The following is a 20605-nucleotide window of genomic DNA, read 5'->3' on the forward strand; positions in this document are numbered from 1 at the left end:
GGAGGTCCCGCGGTTCACCGGAGGTGAACAGCCGGTGTCCCGCGACGCCTCGGCGTGTCGGCATCGTCGTCTAACATGCCGATCCGGACATCAGATCGGCATGCCGGACGGAGAACACCAGTGACGACCCCCGGACGACTCCTCGTCATCGTCCTCTTCGAGGGCGTCGACCTCCTCGACGTCACCGGGCCGCCCGAGGTGTTCGCCCTGCTGCGGCGCGAGACGGACGACGCCGACGGCTACGAGGTCGTGCTCGCCGCCGAGTCCATGGCACCCGTCACCACCTCGGCCGGCGTGCGCGTGCTGCCCGACCTCACCTTCGCCGAGGCGGCGACGCGGCGCATCGACACGCTGCTCGTGCCCGGCTCCGTCGAGACGGACGCCGAGCGCCGGGTGCGGGCCCTGGTCGATCCCGTGGTGGTCGGCTGGGTGCGGACGCTCGCCGAGCGGACCCGGCGGGTCACCTCCGTCTGTGTCGGCGCGCACATCCTGGCCGCGGCCGGGCTGCTCGACGGCCGACGGGCCACCACCCACTGGTCGACGGCACAGCAACTCGCCGCCGAGCACCCGGAGGTGGAGGTCGACGCCGACCCGATCTTCATCCGGGACGGCGACGTGTGGACCGGCGCCGGCATCAGCTCCTGTCTGGACCTGTCGCTCGCGCTGGTGGCGGAGGACTTCGGCGAGCCGACGGCCCTGCGGGTGGCGCGGCAACTGGTCATGTACCTGAAGCGGCCCAGCGGCCAGAGCCAGTTCAGCGTGCCGCTGGAGCCCGTCTCCACCACCCGGCGGGTCGAGGACCTGCGCCACTACATCACGCGGCACATCGACGGCCCGCTCACGCTCGCGGAGCTCGCCGCGAGCGCGCACGTCAGCGAGCGTCAGCTCACCCGGATCTTCAAGGCGGAACTCGGTACGACGCCGAGCGCGTACGTCGAGTCGGCGCGCGTCGAACGCGCCCGCCACCTGCTGGAGTCCACGGACGCGACCCTCGAACGGATCACGTCGACCTGCGGGTTCGGCACGACGGACACGCTCATCCGGGCGTTCCGGCGGCGGCTCGACACGACCCCGATGGAATACCGGCGCCGCTTCCGTACCGTGCCGGACGCTCCGTAGGACCGGGACCAGGGGGCTGAGCTGCCAGGTCAGGCGGTGACGTGCGGGGCTCCCGGCGCGAGGGTTCCGTCGTCGCCCAGGGTCCAGGTGGTGGTCGCCCTGCCTGTCGGGCAGCAGACTGCGTCGCCCTCCCGGTACCAGCTCTCGTGGGCGACGGCCCGGCCGGGGGTCAGCGCGATCCCTTCGAACGCGCTGGCCTGGCCTCCCAGGTACTGCTGCGGAGTAATGGTGCCCACGAGCCGCAGCTCTCCCCCTTCGCTGGTGAACACCAGGTAGGCCCAGGCGAGTCGGCCGCTCGCCGTCTGGCCCCCGGTGTCACATCCCGTAAGCAGCGCCGCCTCGAGCCGGGAGTCCCCGAGGACGTCCCCGTAGACGACGTCCTCGGGACGGTTCTCGGCGTGCACCCTGCCCCACGTGCCGGACTGCGCCCACGCCTGGCCGGACTTGAATCCGATGAGGCCGCGTACGCCGCAGAAGTCGCCGGGCACCGCGACCCCGGCCCAGTCCAGATCACGCAGGTCCTCGGGGGCTCTGCCCAGCCCGGCGGACCGGGTGGGAGTGGGCGAGGCGGGCGGCTCGGGCGAGGGTTCGGCAGCCTTCCCAGGTGAGGACGGGGAAGACTTGGGGATTCGGGGATCGGGGGCGGGAGACGAGCACCCCGCGCCGAGCGCGAGAACGAGTGCTGCCGCGCACAGGGCGGCCGAAGAGCGTTGCAAGGGGTCCTCCCGGCGGTACGGCCTGTCTGCGATGGGGGCTAAGCACATGGGGGGTCATAGGAGCGGTCGGGCAGGTACTGCTGCCACTGGGATTCGGTGATGGGGACGGACTCGGCGCACAGCTGCTGGAGGATGGCGTCGATGTCCGTCTGCCACAGCAGCGTGCTGTCGTAGGTCGACACCGCGATCAGTCCTCCGTCGGGGCTGAACGCGAGCCCGGTCGGGGCGAAGGGACCGCCGACGGCGAGCTCGGCTGTCTCCCGGGGCACGGCGGGCTCGCTCACGTCCCACAGCTTGACGGTCCCGTACCGGTCCGCGCTGGCCAGCAGGTCGCGAGTGGGGTGCACCGCGAGATGCGTCACCTCGCCCGAGTGCCGCGCCGTCTCGCCGAGTCTCCTCGCCCGGTGTGGGTCCGTGATGTTCCAGGCCGTCACCGTGCCCCGTGAGTCCCCGACGAACAGAACGCGGCCGTCGGAACTCGCGGCGACGGAGTCGGCCGTTGCCGAGTCCATCGGGATCACCCCGGTCTTCTCGAGCCGGTCGGGGTGGCTGAAGTCCCACAGGAGGACGGCCGCGCCGTCCTTACCCAGGACGGCCACAAGGCCACGTTTTCCGGCGAAGGCCGCGGGCGCGGTCCCGTCGTAAGCCGACGGCCCGGCGCCCGAACCGGTCAGTCTGCCCAGGAGCCGGGGACGCGCCGGGTCGCTCACCTGCCACAGGCCGACGGGACCGAGCGGCTCGGCGACGGCGAGGACCGAACTGTCGGGCGCGTACACCACCGGCTGCGGGTCCGTCACCTCATGGGAAGGGCCCAGTTCACGCGGTTGCGAGGGGCTGCTCACGTCCCAGAAGCGGAGCGGGTAGCCGGTCGCGAGGCTGCGGCCGTCCGGACTGAAGGAGATGCGCTGCCCGCCCCGGTTGAAGGTGGAAAGCGTGCCCAGGCGCCGCGGGTCCGACACCGCGTCCACCTCCCAGAGCGTGCTGGGGCTGCCGGCGACCACGAATCGGCCCTTCGGGTCGAAGGGCTGAGGGGACAGCTCACCGGAAGGGAGGAACTGGTGGGCCGATGCGCTCTGCGCGCCATGGACGTTCCACAGGCGCACCTCTCCGCCCTCGTGCGCCCCGTCGTCCGGGGCGGCGGACGCGAGAGTGCGGTCATCCGGAGCGAACGCGAGGGAGCTGATGTATGCCGTGTGGCCGGTCAGACGGGTGCCCTGCGTGGGACGGACGGGGTCGGAGACGTCCCACAGCTGGATGGTCTTGTCTCCGGCCCCGGTGGCCAGCGTCTTCCCGTCGTGTGCGAAGGCCACGGCGTCGATGAACAGGCTCTGGCCGTTGAGCACCGCGCGGAGTTGCGGGCGCCGGAGATCAGCGATGTCCCACAGACGTGCGGTGTAATCCTCACCGGCGGTCACGAGGAGGTGGCCATTCGGGCTGACGGCCGTCACGGAGGCGCGTGCCGCGAAGCTGCCGGCTGTCGAGAGCCTTCCGGACCGGGACAGCCGCATGAGCCGTACCCGGCCGTCACCCGTGCCGGACACGATCAGTTCTCCGTCCGGACTCATGTCGGCACCCCGTCCGGCGCCCGCCCCGGTCTCGGACGATTCCTTGGTGGCCTTGGGGTGGCTCGGGTCACGGATGTCGATGAAGACCACCTTTGATCCGATACCCACCACCAACAGGGGGGCCCGTCCTGCGAACGTCAACTCCTGTACGGGGTCCTCGTCGGCCCTGACCGTCGCCAACAGCCTGGGCTCCGTCCTGCTCGTCAAGTCCCACAGCCGTACCCACCCCTCGAAATCGGCTTCGGCGAGCAGCCGGCCGTCCGAACGGAAGGCGACCGCCCGCACACTGCGCCGTTGCCCTGTCAGGTTGGAGACGGCCTGCCCCGTCGCCGTGTCGTACAGCGTCACCCCGCCGTCGAAAGCCGCGGCCAGCAGTTGCCCGCGCGGACTGTAGGTGACGGCACGGGACCATCCGCCGGTGCGCAGGACACGGGGGATGGCCGGGCTGCCCAGCAGAGCACCGACCGCCTGCTCGGTGTGCGACAGACGGTACGCCTCGACGAGAAGTTGGCGGGCCAGGTCGGGCCGGGTCTCCTGGATGGAGGAGGCTTCCGCCACCAACTGTCTGGACTCAGCCACCAGTTGGCGCTCCGTCGCGATATTGCGCTGCCGGTTGGCCATCAGGCCGAGCACCGTGGCCGTCGCCAGCAGCGCGCAGAGCAGGCAAGCCGTGGCCGCGACCAGCTGATTCCTGCGGCGTCTCAGCCGCAGGTGGTTTCCGATCAGCTCGGCCTTCGACCGGCCCTGGACCGGCGCCACGAATTCCGCGACATCCGCCACCAGTCGGGGGTCGTTGACGGGCACCGAGCCGTGCTCGTCGATCTGGTTTCGCAGCCATCTCAGGTCCACCCACCGAGGACACCCGGGCGCGGCGGCCAGGATCCGCTCCATCTGTTCACGGGGCAGCGCATCCGTCCGGGACCAGTCGAAGTCCTCCGCCGCCCGACTCCACTCCAGGGTGCCGTCGGTCCAAGCGAGGAGAATGCGCTCGCTGCGGCCGTTCGCCACCCACCAGTCGATCTCGGCGCGGACCCACGGGGAGGCCGCAGCCCGAGGGGAGGCCATCACGATGAGCCAGTCCGAACGCGCCAGGGCCTTCTCGATGTCGTCCTGCAGATTGCGGCTGGCGCTGAGATGCGTCGTGTCACGGAAGACCCGCAACCGCACCGGCCGGTACCAGGGGCGCCCGAAGTTCTCCATTCCTCGTTGGAAGACGGCAGCGACGTCGTGGTCCAGATCCTGGCTGTACGAGATGAAGACGTCGTAGTGGGGTTCGGTGTCCCCCTGCCCGAGTCCCGCCGGTCCCATCACGAGGTGATGCGAGGGTCGCCCGGTATCAGCCGATTGCCCTCACGGGTCCAGATGGTGGTGGCGTCACCGCTCGGGCAGCAGTGGGCGTCGTTGGGGCGATACCACTTCTCGTGGACGGTGATCCGACCGGGTGCGAACTCGGGTGACGCGAGGTTCGTGGGATACGCCCCCTTCTGGCGCGGGGTGATCGAGCCGATGACGACGAGGTCGTTCCCCACATGTGCGTACACCACGTACCCGACGGCGATTTCTGCGTTCTGAGTGGCCCCGTTGTCGTCGCAGCCGACGAAAACGGCGGCTTCGTCGCGGTGGTCGCCGTCGGTGTCGCCGTAGGAGATGCTCCTCCCGCGACTGATGCGAACCGGCCCCCAAACCGCGGATGTGGCCCTGGCCTCGCCCTTGGCGTCGAACCGCACGAGTTCAGGCACGCCACAGAACTCACCCGGGGCGGGGGTGTTCGCCCAGTCCACATCGTGCAGATCCGCCGGTGCCGATCCGATGACCGCCGGGGCAGCCGATGGGATGGTGGGTGACGCGCCCGGGGGCTGGGTACCGGTGGCGCCGGGCGCCTGGGTCGCCGGCTTGACCGGGGGCGCGGGGTTCGGTGCGTCACACGCGCCGGTCATCAGCAGAACCGTCAGGAACGCGGCGAGCGGGGCGGTGCGCGGTAAGCAGGTTGCCACGGTGTTCTCCGTCTCCTGTGTCAGGCGCAGGGTGGGTCGTAGGGCCGGTCCGGGAGATACTGCGTCCACTGTTCACGGGTGATGCGGGGGGACTCTGCGCACAGCCGTTGGAGGATGGTGGTCTGGTCCACGGTCCACAGTCGCATCCCCCTGTCACCGCTGACCGCCAGCAGGCGGCCGTCCGGGCTGAAGCCCACGGTCGCGAAGGGGTAGAGGCCGCCGCCGCTCAGCGAGGTCACCTCGACGGGGTGGGCCGGGACGCCGAGGTTCCACAGGCGGATGCGTTCCAGGCCGACGGTGGCCGCGAGCTCGCCGCGCGGGTGGAAGGCGAGTCCGATGATGCCACCGGTGTGCCGGGTGGAGGCACCCTTCCGTAACGGCCTGCCGGGACTTGAGAGATCCCACGTGGTGATCGTCCCGGTCTCGTCACCGACGAGCAGGATGCGCCGGCGCGGGCTGAAGGCCAGCGCGGTGGCCTTTCCCCCTGCCGCCGGGAGGTGTCCCGCAGGCGTGGGCCGCGCATGCTGCGCGACCCGCCAGAGCTGTACGACTCCCTCATGGTCCGGCACTGCGAGCAACGCACCGTCCGGGCTGAACGCCATGGCCTGGGCTCTGCCGAAGGAGTCGCCGAGCGTGCCGAGCAGGAGCGGCCGCGTCCTCTCGCCGACATCCCACAGCTGCACTGTCCCGCCGCGTGCGGCCCGAGTCGCCACCAGGGGAAGGACCGGGTTCACGCTGAGCTCTTCCACACCGCGCACACGGGCCGTCTCCGGAGCCAGGTCGCGCGGGCGCGCCGGGTCGGTCATGTCCCAGGCCTTCACCGGCAGGCCCGAGAACAGGCTGCGCCCGGCAACGCCGAAGGCCGCGGCCTGGCCGCCGGCGTTGAAACTCTCCAGGGTCGCCACAAGACGTGGCGCCCCAGTGCCGTCGACCCTCCACACGGTGGTGGGGTCACCACCGGCCGCCAACAGACCACCGTCCTGGCTGAAGGAGGGCGGAAAGGTCCCCGCTGTCGGCAGGGTGGTGAACGCGGAGGTTCGCTCGCTCCCCGACACGGCCCACAACCGTACGGCGTCGGTGTCGGTGTCGGTGCCGAGGTCGGTGCTCTCATTGGCGCCGACGGAGGCCACGGTGTTCCCGTCCGGGCTGAAGGAGAGGCCGCCGACCGACGTCGTGTGGCCGCTCAGCCGCGCCCCGGAGCGAGGGCGCAGGGGATCGGAGACGTCCCACAGCGCGACCGTGCCGTCGCTGTCCCCGGTCGCCAGGGTGGTCGCGTCCGGGGAGAACGCCACGGCGAGGACACCGAAGCGGCTCTGAGCGTACAGATCCGGTCGGGCGACCGGTCGGCCCGGGTCCGCGACGTCCCACAGGCGCACCCGGCTGTCGCTGCCGGCGACGGCAAGGAGCTGGCCGTTCGGACTGAACACGGCGCGCTGCGGCGCTCTGAAGACGCCACCGGGCAGCGAGCTGACAGTAGCTGCCGGTCGCGGCCGGGCGGAGCCGGACAGAGTCCACAGACGCAGATGCCGGTCCTGACCCTCCGTGGCAATCAGATTGCCCGTCGGACTTGCCGCGACCGGCGAGCCGGGCAGGGAGGTGAGGGACCTCGGGTGCGCGGGGTCCTGGATGTCGAGGACGATCCCACCCCTTTCCGTCATGGCGACCAGCCGCCCGCCGGAGGTGAGGACAAGGACGAGGACCTCCATGCGATCGGCCGCTGCGGACGCCACCGCCAGAGTCCTGGGGCGGCTGCTGTCCTTCACGTCCAGCAGCCACACCTCGCCGTCGTCACTCCCCAGAGCCAGCAGAAGGCCGTCCGGGCTGAACGCGACCGCGGTCACCGGGCGCTGCACGGAGTCCACGGAGACGGGCGGTGTCCCGCGGGCGGGGTCGAACAGGCGGACGCCGCCGTCGGCGACGGCCAGCAGTCCGCGGCTGCTGTACGTGGCCGCGAGCACGGCGCCGCGCCCGTGAACGACCCGGGGAATCGCGTAGCTCTCGACGAGTGCCCCCACCGCTTCGGCCGTGGGGGCAAGTCGGTACGCCTGCACGATCAGCTGCCGCGCCAGGTCGGGTTGGGCGTCTCTGATCGACGACGCCTCGGCGACGAGTTGCCGGGACTGCGCGACCAGAGCCTGGGCGCGAGCGTTGTTGCGCTGGTCATAGGCGGTGATACCGCCGACCACGGCGATGGACAGCAGCGTCGTGAGCGCTGCGACCGTGGCCTGCACCCAGCGGCGGGTCCGTCGACGCTGGCGCACATGGCTGCCGATCAGCTCGTCCTTCGACTTACCGGTCAGCGGAGCGACGAATTCCGCCATGCTTTCGACCAGGCGCGGATCAGAACCGGCCTGCTCCGCGCCGCGCAGCCAGCGCAGGTCGACCCAGCGGGGCGCCTGACCGAACGCGCCGGCCAGCTCCTCTCGCGGCAGAGCGTCGGTCCGCGACCAGTCGAAGGACGCCCGCTCGGAGTCCCAGACCAGCGTGCCGTCCGTCCAGCCGATGAGCAGAGTGTCAACGGACCGGTGGGTGAGCCACCAGTGGATCTCCTGCCTCACCCACGGCGACACCGCGGCGGAAGGGCTCGCCATCACCACGAGCCACCGGGACCGGGTCAACCCCCGCTCGATCTCCCGCCACAGATGAGGACTCGCCGCGAGATTCGTCTCGTCCCGGAACACTTTCAGGCTTCTCGGCCTGTACCAAGGACGGTCGAAACCCTGCAACGCACTCTGGAAGGCTCTCGCGAGGTCCTTGTCCCAGGCGTGACTGTAGGAGATGAAGGCGTCGTAGTCGTACGAGGCCGCCCGTGTTTCGTCTGCCGTCGCCTCGGCGGCCTCGCTGCGCTTGCGGCTCACCACCCCACCCCGCCCTCGGACTTCGCCCAGGCCGCCCATTCGGGTGAGCAACATAGCGCCCACGATGATCGGGTGGAATCGAAGCGAAGGTATGCGCCCAGACAGGGCTGGAAAGCGCCCCCCAGCGCCACGCTGTCCATCCCCTCGGCCAGGGGTTCATCACCCTCCACTGCCACAGCGAATGGCCAAGCCCCCTCGTTCCAGGCATCTTTGAGGGTCGGATTTCCAGGAAGGGGACAGGGGTGCTCAGGCCCGTCGTCGAAATCTACGTCGTGTGGCATCCGGGAGACCGGTCGGGGCAGGGGATCGCGGAACGGGTGAGCGCGCACTTCCGCGGTGACGTCGGCACCGGCCTGATCAGCAACCCCGTCGAAACCTACGTCCGGTCGGCGGGGTTCCGCGGCCCGGATGACGCCCCTCTGCCCATACCGTTCCAAGGACAACGGCATTCCGGAAGGTCCGAACAGGGACACTTCACCGTGGTCGTCCCGGTACTCGGCGACGAGTGGATCGTGGCCGCGGAGGACACCTCGGGCCCGTGGCACGCATACGCTCGGGCCGTCACGGACGCTTGGACGAACAGTCCACGTCACGTGGGCGTGTTTCCCGTGTGGGCGGCCACACCAGGTGGCCGGCCCACGGCGCTGGAGGCGCTCTTCCCCCAACAACGGATCGGCGCGCCCCGGACGCCCGAGGGCGCTTCGCCCGAGCCGTGGGCGGAGGTGCTCTGCCGCGAGCTGACGCAGGGCATCGCGCAACTGGTCGCGGCGGACCGGGACGGCCGGCTCCAGGTGTTCGTCAGCCACACCCGTCAGACAGCGGCCCCTGACGAGCCGGTGGGCCCCGGCGCCCTCGCCGACCTCGTCATGTCCGTCATCGGGCGCACACGCGTGCACGCCTTCCTGGACGCTGTCTCCCTCCAACCCGGCGAGGACTTCACCCGACGGCTGTACGAGAGCGCGGGACACGGCGCCTTCCTGGCCGTCATGACCGATCTGTACTCCACCCGCCACTGGTGCCTGGAGGAGCTGTGGACCGCGAAGCAGGCGGGGATCCCGATCGTCATGCTCGACGCCCTCACGCACGGCGAGAAGCGCGCCTCGTCGCTCACCGGCAACGCGCGTCGGGTGCCTGTGCGCCGGCTGGAAGAAGGCTGGTCGGAACAAGACGTCTTCCGAGGGGTGAACCTGCTGGTCGACGACTACCTGTCGTACGCTCTATGGCGGCACCAGAGCACGTCCTTGCGAAGGTACGTCGACGAGTCGACGACCCGGATGAGTTTCCACGCGCCGGAAGCGGAAACGCTCACGGCGGAACTGAAGAGACACGCACAGACCGCCACGGCCCCGTCCACGAGGCACCGGTTCAGCGTCCTGCACTCCGGCGCCCCGGTCCGGCCGACCGAGGCAGCGCGACTGCGGGATGTCGCCTCGTTGCGGGGGCTGGCCTTCGAGTCCATGACCCCGCAACAGTTCGTCGCTCTGGACCGGAACCGTATGCGCAAGAACGGAGGGACGTACATGTCCGACGCACTGCCGACTGATGCCTTGAAGGGAATGCGCATCAGTATCTCGGTCGCGACGAGTGCGGACCTGGACAGGCTGGGGCTGGCCGAAACCCAGTTCCGCACGGTCCTCGGTGAACTCGCGCAGCTCGTCGTGACGGCGGGCGGCAAGCTGGCCTACGGAGGAAACCTGCGGCAGGACGGCTACACCCTCTTCCTCATCGAGCAGATGCGGACGTACGCCCCCTCGTCCCGCCCGTTGCTCAACTGCCTCGCATGGACCGAGCACCGCAAACTGTCGCTGTCGGAACTCGATTTCCATCGAGAACAGTTCGGCCGCTACGGCGAGATCGTGTGCCTGAGTGTCGACGGGGAGCCGGTCGACCCTGCCGCCGGCCGGGGCGAGGCTCCCGCGCCCGAGGCCGACGCCGAGATCAGGCATCGTGCCCTCACGGGCATGCGTCGCTACCTCATGCGTCACGCGGACGCGCACCTGCTCCTCGGTGGCAAGCGAGGAGGGTTCCGTGGGGCCCTGCCCGGCCTCGTGGAGGAAGCACTGCTTGCCCTGGAAGCCGGGCTGCCCATCTATCTCGCTGCGGGCTACGGCGGAGTCACCGCCGAGATCGCCAGGGCGCTCGGCCTGGGGGGTGCGCCTGAGGTACCCCATCCCTCGGACGCCACCCCGCCCGATCCCCGCTTCGTCGACGGCCTGGAGCGGCTTCGGGCACTCGCTGACGCTCCCGAGTGGGCGGGTCTGAGCAACGGCCTGACCGACGAGGAGAACCGGCAACTGGCCGGTTCTCACTACCCTCAGGAGATCGCTGCCCTGGCAAGCCGCGGTCTGGGGCGACTCCGCCGGGGAACGTGACCCGGTAGATTCCCCACCAGCACGTACGGGTGTTCGTGCGATGCCGAACCCGGGGAAAGGACACATGAGGTGACGGTGCGTCGGGGGTGGACCTTCACTGCTGCGGTGCGCACAGGGGGGCGGGCGGTGCTGGCCGCGATGGTCGGTGCCGTCGTCGGCGTCGCCGCGTACTCCATCAGCCAGACGGGAGGTCGGTTACTCTCCATCGCCGTCGGTGGTGTGGCCGGTGTCGCCCTCGCACTCGGCGCCGATGTCTATCGCAGGTCGGTCCAGTTGACCGAGGTGCGGCTCGTCCTTCCTGGCAGCGAAATGACGTTCAAGGCGAACACGGACATGCGGCAGGCGGCGCTGCGCCTGTTCTTCCAGGCGGCGACGCGTGTGGCGACCCGTCCGTTGGAAGACGGAAGCGGCAATCTGCGCGAGGCCCTCACGTCCCTCAAGACGCTGTTCGACATGTACCGCGAGCCCCTGGAGTCCGGCAGCGTTCCGCCTCCCCCGGCGGACGGCGATTCAGTCCACGAACTGATCCTGGACATTCTCAACTTCGAGCTCGCGCCCTTCCTGGCGGTCTGGCATCCCCGGCTCCGCGCCTTCGAGGAGGCCCACCCCGAGGAGGACGAGTCGGCGTGGCCCGACAACGCGGAGTTCCGGCAGGCCCTGCGCGAACTCCAGCACAATCTGCGGCCGTACTTCATCGGCCTGGGTGAGATCGCGGGCATCCGCGACCCCGAACGTCATCTGCGCAGGTCCGCCTGGCATGCGGCCCGCCACACAGCCGGCGTGCCGGCGCAGGACCCGCAGCGCTCCGCCACTCCCTGACCACGTCCCGAGGCCCGTCCCTCGTGCCTGCGCCCGGCCGTCCCGGACGATCTCCGTGTGGCGGGCGGCCAGGAGGGGAAGAACCGGTTTTCGAGCGCAGGAAGGGGGCCGCGTGAAGTGGCGTGTGAGGCGCGCGAAGTCCGAACGGTCCCAGGACTACGAGCGTTACGAATACGACGCCTTCATCTCGTACGCGAGCGCGAGGGACCGAGCGCTCGCGCTCGCCCTGCGACAGGCACTGCGCCGGGTCGGTTCGAGACTGCCAGGAACCGACCGACGGCGGAGACGGCCGCAGCTCCGCGTCTACCTCGACCAGCGGTCCACCCCGGCGAGCGACGAACTGCCCGACGAGCTGAAGCGGGCTCTCGACGCCTCCCGCACGATGATCCTGCTCGCCTCCCCCGAGGCCGTCGCCTCCACGTGGCCCAACCGCGAGATCGAGTGGTGGCGCCAGGGGGGCGCCGACCGTCGCGTCCTGATCGCCCACACAGGCGGAAAACTGAAGTGGGACGGAGAAGCGGGGGACTTCAAGAGGGACGAGTCCGACGCCGTACCTGCCGCCCTGTACGGGTTCTTCACGCAGGAGCCGAGATGGGAGGATCTGCGGCCTTACAAGCGCCGGCGGCTGATCCACCCCGGCGTCGCGCTTCTGCTGCCGTCCGGCCACACCGCCGTCTGCAAGCTGGCAGCACATGTCTACAACGAGAAGGTCGAGGTTCTCCTCAAGGAGGAACGGCGCCGGCGCCGATGGAACTTCTCCCTGTTCGTCTTCTTCATGGCGATGGTCCTGCTCATCGGGTGGGGGGCGTGGAAAGGGGCCAGGAACGAGGCAGACGCGCAGGAACGGCTGGCGATCTCCCGGGCGCTGGCGCACCGCTCGGCCGAAGAGGCCGTACATGACCCGGTGCTGGCGGCGAGGCTCGCCGTCGCCGCTTACGCCATGGAACCGACCTCGGAGTCCACGAACGCCATGACCCAGCGCATGGACCAGATGCGGCACGTCCGATTCATACGGAACCACCAGGTGGACGGGACGGTCTCCTTCGTCGCCGCCGCGGTGGGCCCGGACCACCTCTTCGCGTTCAGTGGACACGACGGCTCGACCATCGAGGTCTGGGACGCGGACGCACCACGTCGAGTGCATCTGTTGTCCGCACCGGTTTCCGAAGACGCCCCACCGGGTGCCGGCGGGGAAGGGTGGGGCGACATGGACCAGTTGGCTTTCAGCCGCGACGGACGATGGCTGTTCGCCTCCCAGATCGGCCACGGAATCCGGAGCTGGAACCTCGCCGACGGCGGCCGGGAAGGACCGCACCAAGCCGGGATCGGGGCCGCATTCGCCATCGCTCCGGACACGTCCCTGATCGCGGCGCCCGGTGGCATCGACACGGGAGACGAAGGCGCCGTGCTTGCGGAGCCGGTCGGTGGCAATGGCCTGAGCCTGTGGGATCCCGAGCAGGGGTCGCTCTCCGCGGCGCCGCCTCTCAGCCCGCGACTGAGGATCGACGACGTCGCGTTCTCCGCCGATGGCCGACACGTGCTCGCCCTGTCGACGGACATCGACCGGGACCGCTCAGTCGTTCGTGTCTGGGACGTGCGGCGCCGGCAGTGGTTGCCGGAAGGCGAAGCGATCCCCGTCCACGGCGCGCCGGCGGCGTTCTCCCCCGACGGCAGCCGGATCGCGGCCGTGCAGGGGGCCAGTGTGGAGTTCGTGGACACCAGCGACGGGGTGCGTCGCGGCCGGGCCTCCCTGCCCACCGGGTGCGACGTCCACGGTCTCAGGGCCGCAGCCGGCGGACGCACTGCTGTCGTCGGCTGCGCCGATGGCCGGGTGTTCGCACTGGACCCGAGGTCCGGTTCGCACACCGAGCTGTTCCACCATGCGGGAAGCACCCGTGCTCTGGCCATCGGCAGCGACGGTGGCCAGGTGCTGTCAACCGACGAACGCCAGCTCGCTCTGACGACTCCTGGGCACGACAACAGGTTCCGCCGACTTCCCTGGGGCGCGTCTGCCTCTCGGCCCTTGGTGGAATGGGACGACGCCGACCAACTCGCCGTGCTCGAACAGAACCGCATCGCCGTCTACAACCCGAAGCGGTCGAAGCTTGTCGACCACTCTCCACCTGGCGACGAACGTGGCACCGACTGGCTGGGGTTGGCCTTCTCTCCGGACGGCCACCGTCTGACGACCATCGGCCTATCAGGGGACACGTACCGCCTCGTCCACTGGCGGCGCGCCCCCCTGACCCCGGTCTGGCAGACGACAGCCGCTCGGCTCGGCGCCCGGGAACTGTACAGCGTGGCCGAGCTGTCTTCCGGCGCACTGGCCGTGGCCACAGACAAAGGAGTCCGGCTGGTGGACCGGGACGGCCGACCGGGACCGTTTCTCGAGGGCGTAGGGTCACTTGCGGCGGATCCTCGCGGTCGTCGCCTGGCAACCCTGACTGTCAGCGGCTACGAAGCCCCCACGCCCCCGGAGGCCCTGGTCGAAGTCCGGCAGCCTGGAGAGAAGGGTCAGCTCTCCGAACCGGTCCGGCTGCGCGTTCCCGACGCCGGCATCGCGGACTTCGCGATGAGCCCTGACGGTTCGACAGTGATTCTCTACGTGGTCCATTGGAAGTTCACGGCGGACCGTACCCAGACGGACGGCGAGGAATCCAGGGGGGTGGAGCTGTGGGATGCCCAGACCGGACACCGGAGGTCTGTCGTTCCGGGTGACTGGCCGAACGACTTCAGCGGCTGGGTCGCCGACAGTACGGCTGACCGACTGATCTCGTTCGCTCCGGAGGGAATCACCTTCCATGACGTCGCCAGCGGCGGGCCCGGACCGACGTGGACGTCTCCCTGGGGCAGCGGGACCCCGCTGGCTGCCGCGGGCAGCCGATCCGGAGACACCGCGGCCGTCGTCACGGCCGAGGGGACGACCCTGTGGGATCTGAGTCCCGAGCACTGGCGCACCGCCCTGTGCCGGATCGCGGGCGGTGGCCTGACCGCGCGCGAATGGCGGGAGTTCACACCGCGCCATGGCGAACCGCCGCGGTCCTGCACATAGACGCGCCACCGCGAACGACACGAGGCGTCGCTGTTCGCGATCTGTACGTCGCCGCCGGATGTCAGCGCACCCGGCGGCGGCCGCGCGGTCAGCCTGACGTGACCGGCAGTACATCGGGCGACAGTGCCGCCGCGCGCGCAGTCGCGCTCGTCATCCGCTTGCGGTGATGTCGTCGGCAGAGGACCTCGTATCCGATGACTTCGGTGGTCCCGCCCACGTCGCCCACCACGACCTGCTCGCCCTCGACGACCATCTCGCCGCCCACCGTGCGGGCGTTGTGGGTGGCACGGGCGCCGCACCAGCACATCGCCTCGACCTGCAGCGTCTCCACCCGGTCCGCGAGCTCGATCAGCCGCTGCGATCCCGGGAAGAGCCTCGTGCGGAAGTCGGTCGTGATGCCGAACGCGAAGACGTCGAGGTTCAGGTCGTCCACGATCCTGGCGAGCTGGTCGATCTGCTCCGTCGGCAGGAACTGAGCCTCGTCCACGATGACGTAGTCGACCTTGCCGCCCCGCGACATGAGCTCCACCACGAACCCGTAGAGATCCAGCTCGGGCGTGGCCTCCACCGCATCGGTCACCAGCCCCAGCCGCGACGACAGCTTGCCCTCCCCCGCGCGGTCGTCCCGCGTGAAGATCAGGCTCTGCAGGCCGCGAGCCGAACGGTTGTGCGCAATTTGGAGAGCGAGTGTGCTCTTTCCGCAGTCCATCGTTCCGGAGAAGAACACCAGCTCGGGCATGGCAGGTCGAGGACCTTTCGGGGATCGGGAGAGAAGGGACGGGAGGGAGCGGGAAGGCGGGGCGAGCCGGGGCTCAGGAGCGGACTTCGAGGAGCGGCACCAGTTGCTCCGCCGGGGTCATCGACCCGTGCATGCCCACCATGGCGGACTCGTTCGGCTCGTTGACGGAGGCCGTGATGGCCAGGTCGTCCTGGGCGGCGGCGACCACGTCGCCGATCCGGCCGTACACCCGCTCGTCGACCTGCTCGCCGAACCAGCCGAGGGCGATGGCCTCGTCGCGGCCGGCCACCCAGAAGCGGTCGCCGATGACCTCGCGCCAGCAGGTGAGGACGTCGGCCGCGGCGCCGGGGACGGCGTAGACGTGCCGGGCGCGGCCCTCGCCGCCGAGCAGGGCCACTCCGGCGCGCAGCTCCCAGTCCTCGTCGAAGTCGATCCGGTGGTCCTCGTCGAAGGGGATGTCGACCATGCCGTGGTCGGCGGTGACGTAGAGGGCCGCGCGCGGCGGGAGCTGTTCGGCGAGCCGCTGCACCAGCCGGTCGACGAACATCAGCTGGCCGCGCCAGGCGTCGGAGTCGATGCCGAAGCGGTGTCCGGCGCCGTCGAGCTCGCTGTAGTACGTGTAGACGAGCGAGCGGTCGCCGGCGGCGAGCTGCTCGGCGGCGAAGTCCATCCGCTCCTCGCCCGAGAGGCGGCCGTGGAAGGTGCCGCCGCTCAGCGCGATCTTGGTGAGCGGGGTGTCCTGGAAGATCGGCGAGGAGACCTGCGCGGTGTGGACGCCGGCCTCGTGGGCGAGCTGGAAGACGGTGGGGTACGGCTGCCAGACCCGCGGCGCGGTCCAGGGCTTCCAGCGGAGCTGGTTCATCAGCTCGCAGGTCTCCGGGTTGCGCACGGTATAGCCGGGCAGACCGTGGGCGCCGGGGTGCAGGCCGGTGCCGACCGAGGCGAGCGAGGTCGCCGTGGTGGCGGGGAAGCCCGCGGTGAGGGGCTGTCCGGTGCCGCCGCGCGAGCCGGCGAGCAGTGAGGTCAGATAGGGCGCCTCGTCGGGGTGGGCCTTGATCTGTTCCCAGCCGAGCCCGTCGATGAGGAAGACGCAGTTGCGGTCGGCGGGCGTGAGCTCGGTGATCCGGGCGTCGAAGCCGGGCACGCCCTGACCGGCGACGAGGGTGGGCAGCAGGTCGCCGAGGGCGCCGGCGCCGTACGCGGGCAGCGGCGCGGTGGCGGGGTCGAGCGGAATCGGTTCGTCGTCCGGCCAGCCCTGGGCGACGGTGGCGGGCTGGACCATCAGCGGGCGGCGGGGGTGGACGGGCCCGCGGCGGTGGCGGCGGACAGGGCCTGGGCGAAGGCGAGGGTCTGCCGGACGGTGTCGGGTCCGTCACCGGCGTCGCTGACCCGCAGGCTGAGGTCGTCGGCGGTGGAGCTGCCGGTGTAGCCGTGGTCGGCGTCGCAGTTCGGGTCGCCGCAGGCGGCCGGCTCCAGGTCGATGCGGGAGACGGCGCCCCAGCCGATGGTGAGGACGACCTCACGGGGCAGGGTGCCCGGGGTGTACGACTCGGGGTTGGCGACGACCCGGCTGACCACGATCGACGAGATCCGGTCGAGGTTGACGGACTCGGTGGAGGTCGTGGCGTACGGGGTCGGCGAGCTGTTGTCGGCGGACTGCTCGTCGGTGTGGCTGACGATGAACCGGTTGGCCGTCAGGACGAGGACGGTGACGTGGCGCCGCACCTCGTTGGCGTCGAAGGTGGTCTCCTGGTGGACCACGTACGACGAGACGGCCTCGCCGCCTACGGCGGCCTCCACCGCCTCGGCCACGAGGGCCGGGTAATAGCCGCTGCGCTCGATCGCCGCGCGCAGCCCCTGGGTCGTCGTACCGGTCTTCGCCATGGACTCCATCCTACGGGGCTGTGGGGCCCCTTCCGGCCTGCCCGTCAATAGCTGGGCGGGAGGCGGCGCGGGCCGAGGTCGGTGGTGGGCGGGGGCGGGGCGAGGCGGAGGGTGGCGCCGAGGACGGAGAGGCCGCGCGGGGCGACCACGACGGGTTCGAGGGAGACGGCGACGACCTCGGGGTGGTCGTCGACGAGGCGGGAGACGCGCAGCAGCAGCTCTTCGAGGGCGGGGGTGTCGACGGGTGCGGAGCCGCGCCAGCCGAAGAGCAGGGGCGCGGTGCGGATGGAGCGGACGAGTTCGGCGGCGTCCCGGTCGGTGGCCGGAACCAGCCGGTGGGCCATGTCGCCGAGGAGTTCGGAGGCGGCTCCGGCGAGGCCGAAGGAGAGCACGGCGCCGACGGCGGGGTCGATGGCGGCCCGAACGACGGTGTCGACACCCCGCGGCACCATCGCCTGGACGACCGGCTGGAGCTCCTCGGGCTTGCCGAGGGTCTCGGTCAGCTCGGCGTACGCGGTGCGCAGCTGATCCTCGGTGGCCAGGTCGAGCCGGACGCCGCCGAGATCGGGGCGGTGGCGCAGATGGGGCGCGGTGGTCTTGAGGGCGACGGGGAAGCCGAGGCGGGCGGCGGCCCGGACGGCCTCGTCGGGGGTGGGCGCGGGCAGGGTGGGGCGGACCTCGATCCCGTACCGGCCGAGCAGCTCGGCGGTCTCCTCGGCGCCGAGGGTGACGCCCCGGGTGTCGGCGGCGCTCTCGGCGAGGGCCCGTTCGATCAGGGCGGCGGCGCCGGTCTCGTCGATCCGCTCGAACTCGGGCACCCGGCCGGGGTCGGCGGCGGACTGGCGGCGCCACTGGGCGTAGCGCACGGCTTCGGCGAGGGCCCGGACGGCGCGCTCGGCGGCGGGGTAGGCGGGGATGGCACCGGGGGTGGGGCTCTCGTCCGCTCCGACGTCGGCCGCGTCGGCCGTTTCGGTCGCGTCGGTCGCGTCGGTCGCGGACGGTCCGGGGGCGGGCTCGGACGGTCCGGGGGCGGTCGCGGACGGTCCGGGGGCCGGCTCGGCGGCGGGTCGCGCGGGTCTCGGCGGGCGGGTGCGGGTGGCGGCGGACAGTGCCTCGGCGAGGGCGCCCATCTCGACGTGGACGACGACGACCGGCTTGGCCGGGCCGGGCGCCGCGGCGACGGCGGAGCGGAGGGCCGCGGCGAGGACCTCGCCGTCGCCGGACTCGGTGGCTCCGTTCTCCCCCACCCAGGGGATGGCGGTGACGACGACGGCGTCGCAGGCGTCGTCGGCGAGGGCCGCGGCGAGCGCGGCGCGGAAGTCGGCGGGGGTGGCGCCGGTGGTCAGGTCGAGGGGGCGCAGCGGGCGCAGCCCCTCGGTGAGGCAGGCGTCGTAGGCGAGCAGGCCGAGGGACTCGGAGTTGCCGAGGATGGCGACCCGGGGTCCGGCGGGCAGCGGCTGGTCGGCGAGGAGCAGTCCGGCGTCGACGAGTTCGGTGACGGTGTCGACGCGGATCACCCCGGCCTCGCGCAGCAGCGCGGAGACCGTGGCGTAGGGGATACGGGTGACGGGGACGCGGTGTCCGGGCGGGGCACTGCCGCTGTGCCGGGCGCCCTTGACGACCACGACGGGCTTGACGGCGGCGGTGCGGCGGGCGAGCCGGGTGAACTTCCGCGGGTTGCCGATCGACTCCAGGTAGAGCAGGACGACGTCGGTGGCGGGGTCGTCGTACCAGTGCTGGAGGAGGTCGTTGCCGGAGACGTCGGCGCGGTTGCCGGCGGAGATGAAGGAGGAGACCCCGGCGCCGTGCCGGTGCAGGCCGGCGAGCAGGGCGATGCCGATGGCGCCGGACTGGGCGAAGAGCCCGATGCGTCCGGCCGCGGGCATCTGCGGGGCGAGGGAGGCGTTCAGCCGGACGGAGTCGGCCGTGTTGATGATGCCGAAGGCGTTGGGCCCGATGACCCGCATGCCGTACGAGCGGGCCTGGCGGACCAGGGCGCGCTGGCGCTCGCGGCCCTCGGCGCCGCTCTCCGCGTATCCGGCCGAGAGCACGACCAGGCCGCGCACGCCGTGCTCGCCGCAGTCGGCCACGGCTTCGGGGACGCGCTCGGCGGGCACGGCGACGACGGCGAGGTCGACCGGCGCGCCGATGTCGCCGACGGACCGGAAGGCGGGCACGCCCTCCAGCTCGTGCGGCCCCTCCCCCGGGCCGGTCGCGCCCAGGGCGGCGTTGACGGCGTGGACGCGGCCGGTGAAGCCGCCGTCCAGGAGGTTGCGCAGCACGGCCCGGCCGACCCCGCCGGAGGTGCGGCCGGCGCCGATCACGGCGACGGAGCCGGGGGCGAGCAGCCGCTGCACGGAGCGGGCCTCGGCGCGCTGTTCCCGGGCGCGCTGGACGGCGAGGGAGCGGTCGGTGGGCTCCAGGTCGAGGTGGAGGCGGACGGCGCCGTCCTCGAAGCTGCGCTTCTGGGTGTAACCGGCGTCCGTGAACACCTTGATCATCTTGGTGTTGGCGGGCAGCACCTCGGCCGCGAACCGCCGGATCCCGCGCTCGCGCGCGACCGCCGCGATGTGCTCCAGGAGGGCGGAGGCGACCCCGCGGCCCTGGTGCGCGTCCTGGACCAGGAAGGCGACCTCGGCCTCGTCGGCAGGGAAGGAGGCCGGGCGCCCGTCGGGGCTGATCCGGTCGTAGCGCACGGTGGCGATGAACTCGCCGCCCACGGTCGCGGCGAGGCCGACCCGGTCCACGAAGTCGTGGTGGGTGAAGCGGTGCACGTCCTTCGCGGACAGCCGGGGGTAGGGCGCGAAGAAGCGGTAGTACTTCGACTCGTCCGAGACCTGCTCGTAGAAGCTGACGAGTCGCTCGGCGTCGTCGGCGGTGATGGGGCGGATGCGCGCGGTGCCGCCGTCCCGGAGGACCACGTCCGCTTCCCAGTGGTCCGGGTACGCGTGCTCCGGCTGTTCGGGCTGTTCCGACGCGCTCTGCATGGGAAAAGCGTACGGCCGGGGTACGACAGTGACACCGGTCGCGTGTGAGAGACTGGTCTAGACAACCGCTGAATGTTGAAGGGCTACCACCATGGCTGAGCGCCGCGTCAACGTCGGCTGGGCCGAGGGCCTGCACGCCCGCCCCGCCTCCATCTTCGTCCGTGCCGCCACGGCCTCCGGCGTCCCCGTGACGATCGCCAAGGCCGACGGCAACCCCGTCAACGCCGCGTCCATGCTCGCGGTGCTCGGCCTGGGCGCGCAGGGCGGCGAGGAGATCGTGCTCGCGTCGGACGCCGACGGCGCCGAGGCCGCGCTCGACCGCCTGGCGCGGCTGGTGGCCGAGGGTCTCGACGAGCTTCCCGAGACCGTCTGACCCGTCTTCCCCCGTCCTCCCCGACGGTCCCCGGTGGACCCCGGCGGTCCCCGGCGGCGGATCGGAAAAGAGCCGCGCCCACCGGTCATCCGGCGGGCGCGGCTCTTTTCCATCAGCGCGACTTTCC

Annotated in this window: 13 protein-coding genes; 5 read left to right on the forward strand and 8 right to left on the reverse strand. The window is 71.3% G+C overall.

What is annotated here, in order from left to right:
- Nucleotides 1–120: 120 nt before the first annotated feature.
- Nucleotides 121–1119 (forward strand): GlxA family transcriptional regulator, encoded by a 999-nt coding sequence (locus ACWEJX_RS10235; RefSeq protein ID WP_451607070.1) that lies wholly within the window; start codon nt 121–123, stop codon nt 1117–1119.
- Between the two features lie 29 nt (nt 1120–1148).
- On the opposite strand, the gene ACWEJX_RS10240 is transcribed toward ACWEJX_RS10235, so the two are convergent.
- Genes ACWEJX_RS10240 through ACWEJX_RS10255 form a run of 4 tightly spaced genes read right to left on the reverse strand, consistent with a single transcriptional unit; the run spans nt 1149 to nt 8252 of the window.
- Nucleotides 1149–1835: a hypothetical protein gene (locus ACWEJX_RS10240; protein ID WP_451607071.1), complete on the reverse strand. Its 687-nt coding sequence runs from the start codon at nt 1833–1835 to the stop codon at nt 1149–1151.
- 38 nt (nt 1836–1873) lie between these two features.
- Entirely contained in the window at nt 1874–4708 is a 2835-nt protein-coding gene (locus ACWEJX_RS10245) for a toll/interleukin-1 receptor domain-containing protein (protein ID WP_451607072.1), read from the reverse strand.
- Entirely contained in the window at nt 4708–5394 is a 687-nt protein-coding gene (locus ACWEJX_RS10250; RefSeq protein WP_451607073.1) for a hypothetical protein, read from the reverse strand. Before ACWEJX_RS10250 ends, ACWEJX_RS10245 begins: the two co-directional genes overlap by 1 nt.
- 20 nt (nt 5395–5414) lie before the next feature.
- Nucleotides 5415–8252, reverse strand: coding sequence for a TIR domain-containing protein (locus ACWEJX_RS10255; protein WP_451607074.1), 2838 nt, complete (start codon nt 8250–8252; stop codon nt 5415–5417).
- Between the two features lie 242 nt (nt 8253–8494).
- Between ACWEJX_RS10255 and ACWEJX_RS10260 the strand changes: the two genes are divergently transcribed.
- The 3 genes from ACWEJX_RS10260 (at nt 8495) to ACWEJX_RS10270 (ending at nt 14495) form a co-directional block, all read left to right on the forward strand.
- A complete protein-coding gene (locus ACWEJX_RS10260; RefSeq protein ID WP_451607075.1) occupies nt 8495–10624 on the forward strand; it encodes a hypothetical protein in 2130 nt (709 codons plus the stop codon).
- A gap of 126 nt (nt 10625–10750) precedes the next feature.
- Complete coding sequence (locus ACWEJX_RS10265; RefSeq protein ID WP_451607076.1) at nt 10751–11443, forward strand: hypothetical protein; 693 nt, start codon at nt 10751–10753, stop codon at nt 11441–11443.
- 112 nt (nt 11444–11555) lie between these two features.
- Nucleotides 11556–14495, forward strand: coding sequence for a toll/interleukin-1 receptor domain-containing protein (locus ACWEJX_RS10270; protein ID WP_451607077.1), 2940 nt, complete (start codon nt 11556–11558; stop codon nt 14493–14495).
- Nucleotides 14496–14583: 88 nt separating this feature from the next.
- Here ACWEJX_RS10270 and ACWEJX_RS10275 read toward each other — a convergent pair whose 3' ends face one another.
- The 4 genes from ACWEJX_RS10275 to ACWEJX_RS10290 all read right to left on the reverse strand — a co-directional run bounded on the left by ACWEJX_RS10275 (nt 14584) and on the right by ACWEJX_RS10290 (nt 20105).
- On the reverse strand, nt 14584–15234 hold the full coding sequence (locus ACWEJX_RS10275; protein WP_451607078.1) for a thymidine kinase: 651 nt from the start codon (nt 15232–15234) through the stop codon (nt 14584–14586).
- Nucleotides 15235–15307: 73 nt separating this feature from the next.
- The gene (locus ACWEJX_RS10280; protein ID WP_451607079.1) at nt 15308–16516 is read right to left on the reverse strand and encodes an alkaline phosphatase family protein; all 1209 of its coding nucleotides are present in this window, start codon (nt 16514–16516) and stop codon (nt 15308–15310) included.
- Nucleotides 16516–17118: a DUF5998 family protein gene (locus ACWEJX_RS10285; protein WP_451607080.1), complete on the reverse strand. Its 603-nt coding sequence runs from the start codon at nt 17116–17118 to the stop codon at nt 16516–16518. Before ACWEJX_RS10285 ends, ACWEJX_RS10280 begins: the two co-directional genes overlap by 1 nt.
- Nucleotides 17119–17162: 44 nt before the next feature.
- Nucleotides 17163–20105: a bifunctional acetate--CoA ligase family protein/GNAT family N-acetyltransferase gene (locus ACWEJX_RS10290; protein ID WP_451607081.1), complete on the reverse strand. Its 2943-nt coding sequence runs from the start codon at nt 20103–20105 to the stop codon at nt 17163–17165.
- A 91-nt stretch (nt 20106–20196) separates the two neighbouring features.
- On the opposite strand from ACWEJX_RS10290, the gene ACWEJX_RS10295 reads away from it, so the two are divergent.
- Nucleotides 20197–20478 (forward strand): HPr family phosphocarrier protein, encoded by a 282-nt coding sequence (locus tag ACWEJX_RS10295; RefSeq protein WP_356073485.1) that lies wholly within the window; start codon nt 20197–20199, stop codon nt 20476–20478.
- The last annotated feature ends 127 nt before the right edge of the window (nt 20479–20605 follow it).

It is taken from the genome of Streptomyces sp. NPDC004788, from assembly GCF_053601115.1.

Bases quoted from the DNA above. Each gene is read 5' to 3' on its own strand.
- ACWEJX_RS10280 (WP_451607079.1), bottom strand. From the start codon at position 16,516: ATGGTCCAGCCCGCCACCGTCGCCCAGGGCTGGCCGGACGACGAACCG.
- ACWEJX_RS10290 (WP_451607081.1), bottom strand. From the start codon at position 20,105: ATGCAGAGCGCGTCGGAACAGCCCGAACAGCCGGAGCACGCGTACCCG.
- ACWEJX_RS10275 (WP_451607078.1), bottom strand. From the start codon at position 15,234: ATGCCCGAGCTGGTGTTCTTCTCCGGAACGATGGACTGCGGAAAGAGC.
- ACWEJX_RS10285 (WP_451607080.1), bottom strand. From the start codon at position 17,118: ATGGCGAAGACCGGTACGACGACCCAGGGGCTGCGCGCGGCGATCGAG.
- ACWEJX_RS10245 (WP_451607072.1), bottom strand. From the start codon at position 4,708: ATGGGACCGGCGGGACTCGGGCAGGGGGACACCGAACCCCACTACGAC.
- ACWEJX_RS10295 (WP_356073485.1), top strand. From the start codon at position 20,197: ATGGCTGAGCGCCGCGTCAACGTCGGCTGGGCCGAGGGCCTGCACGCC.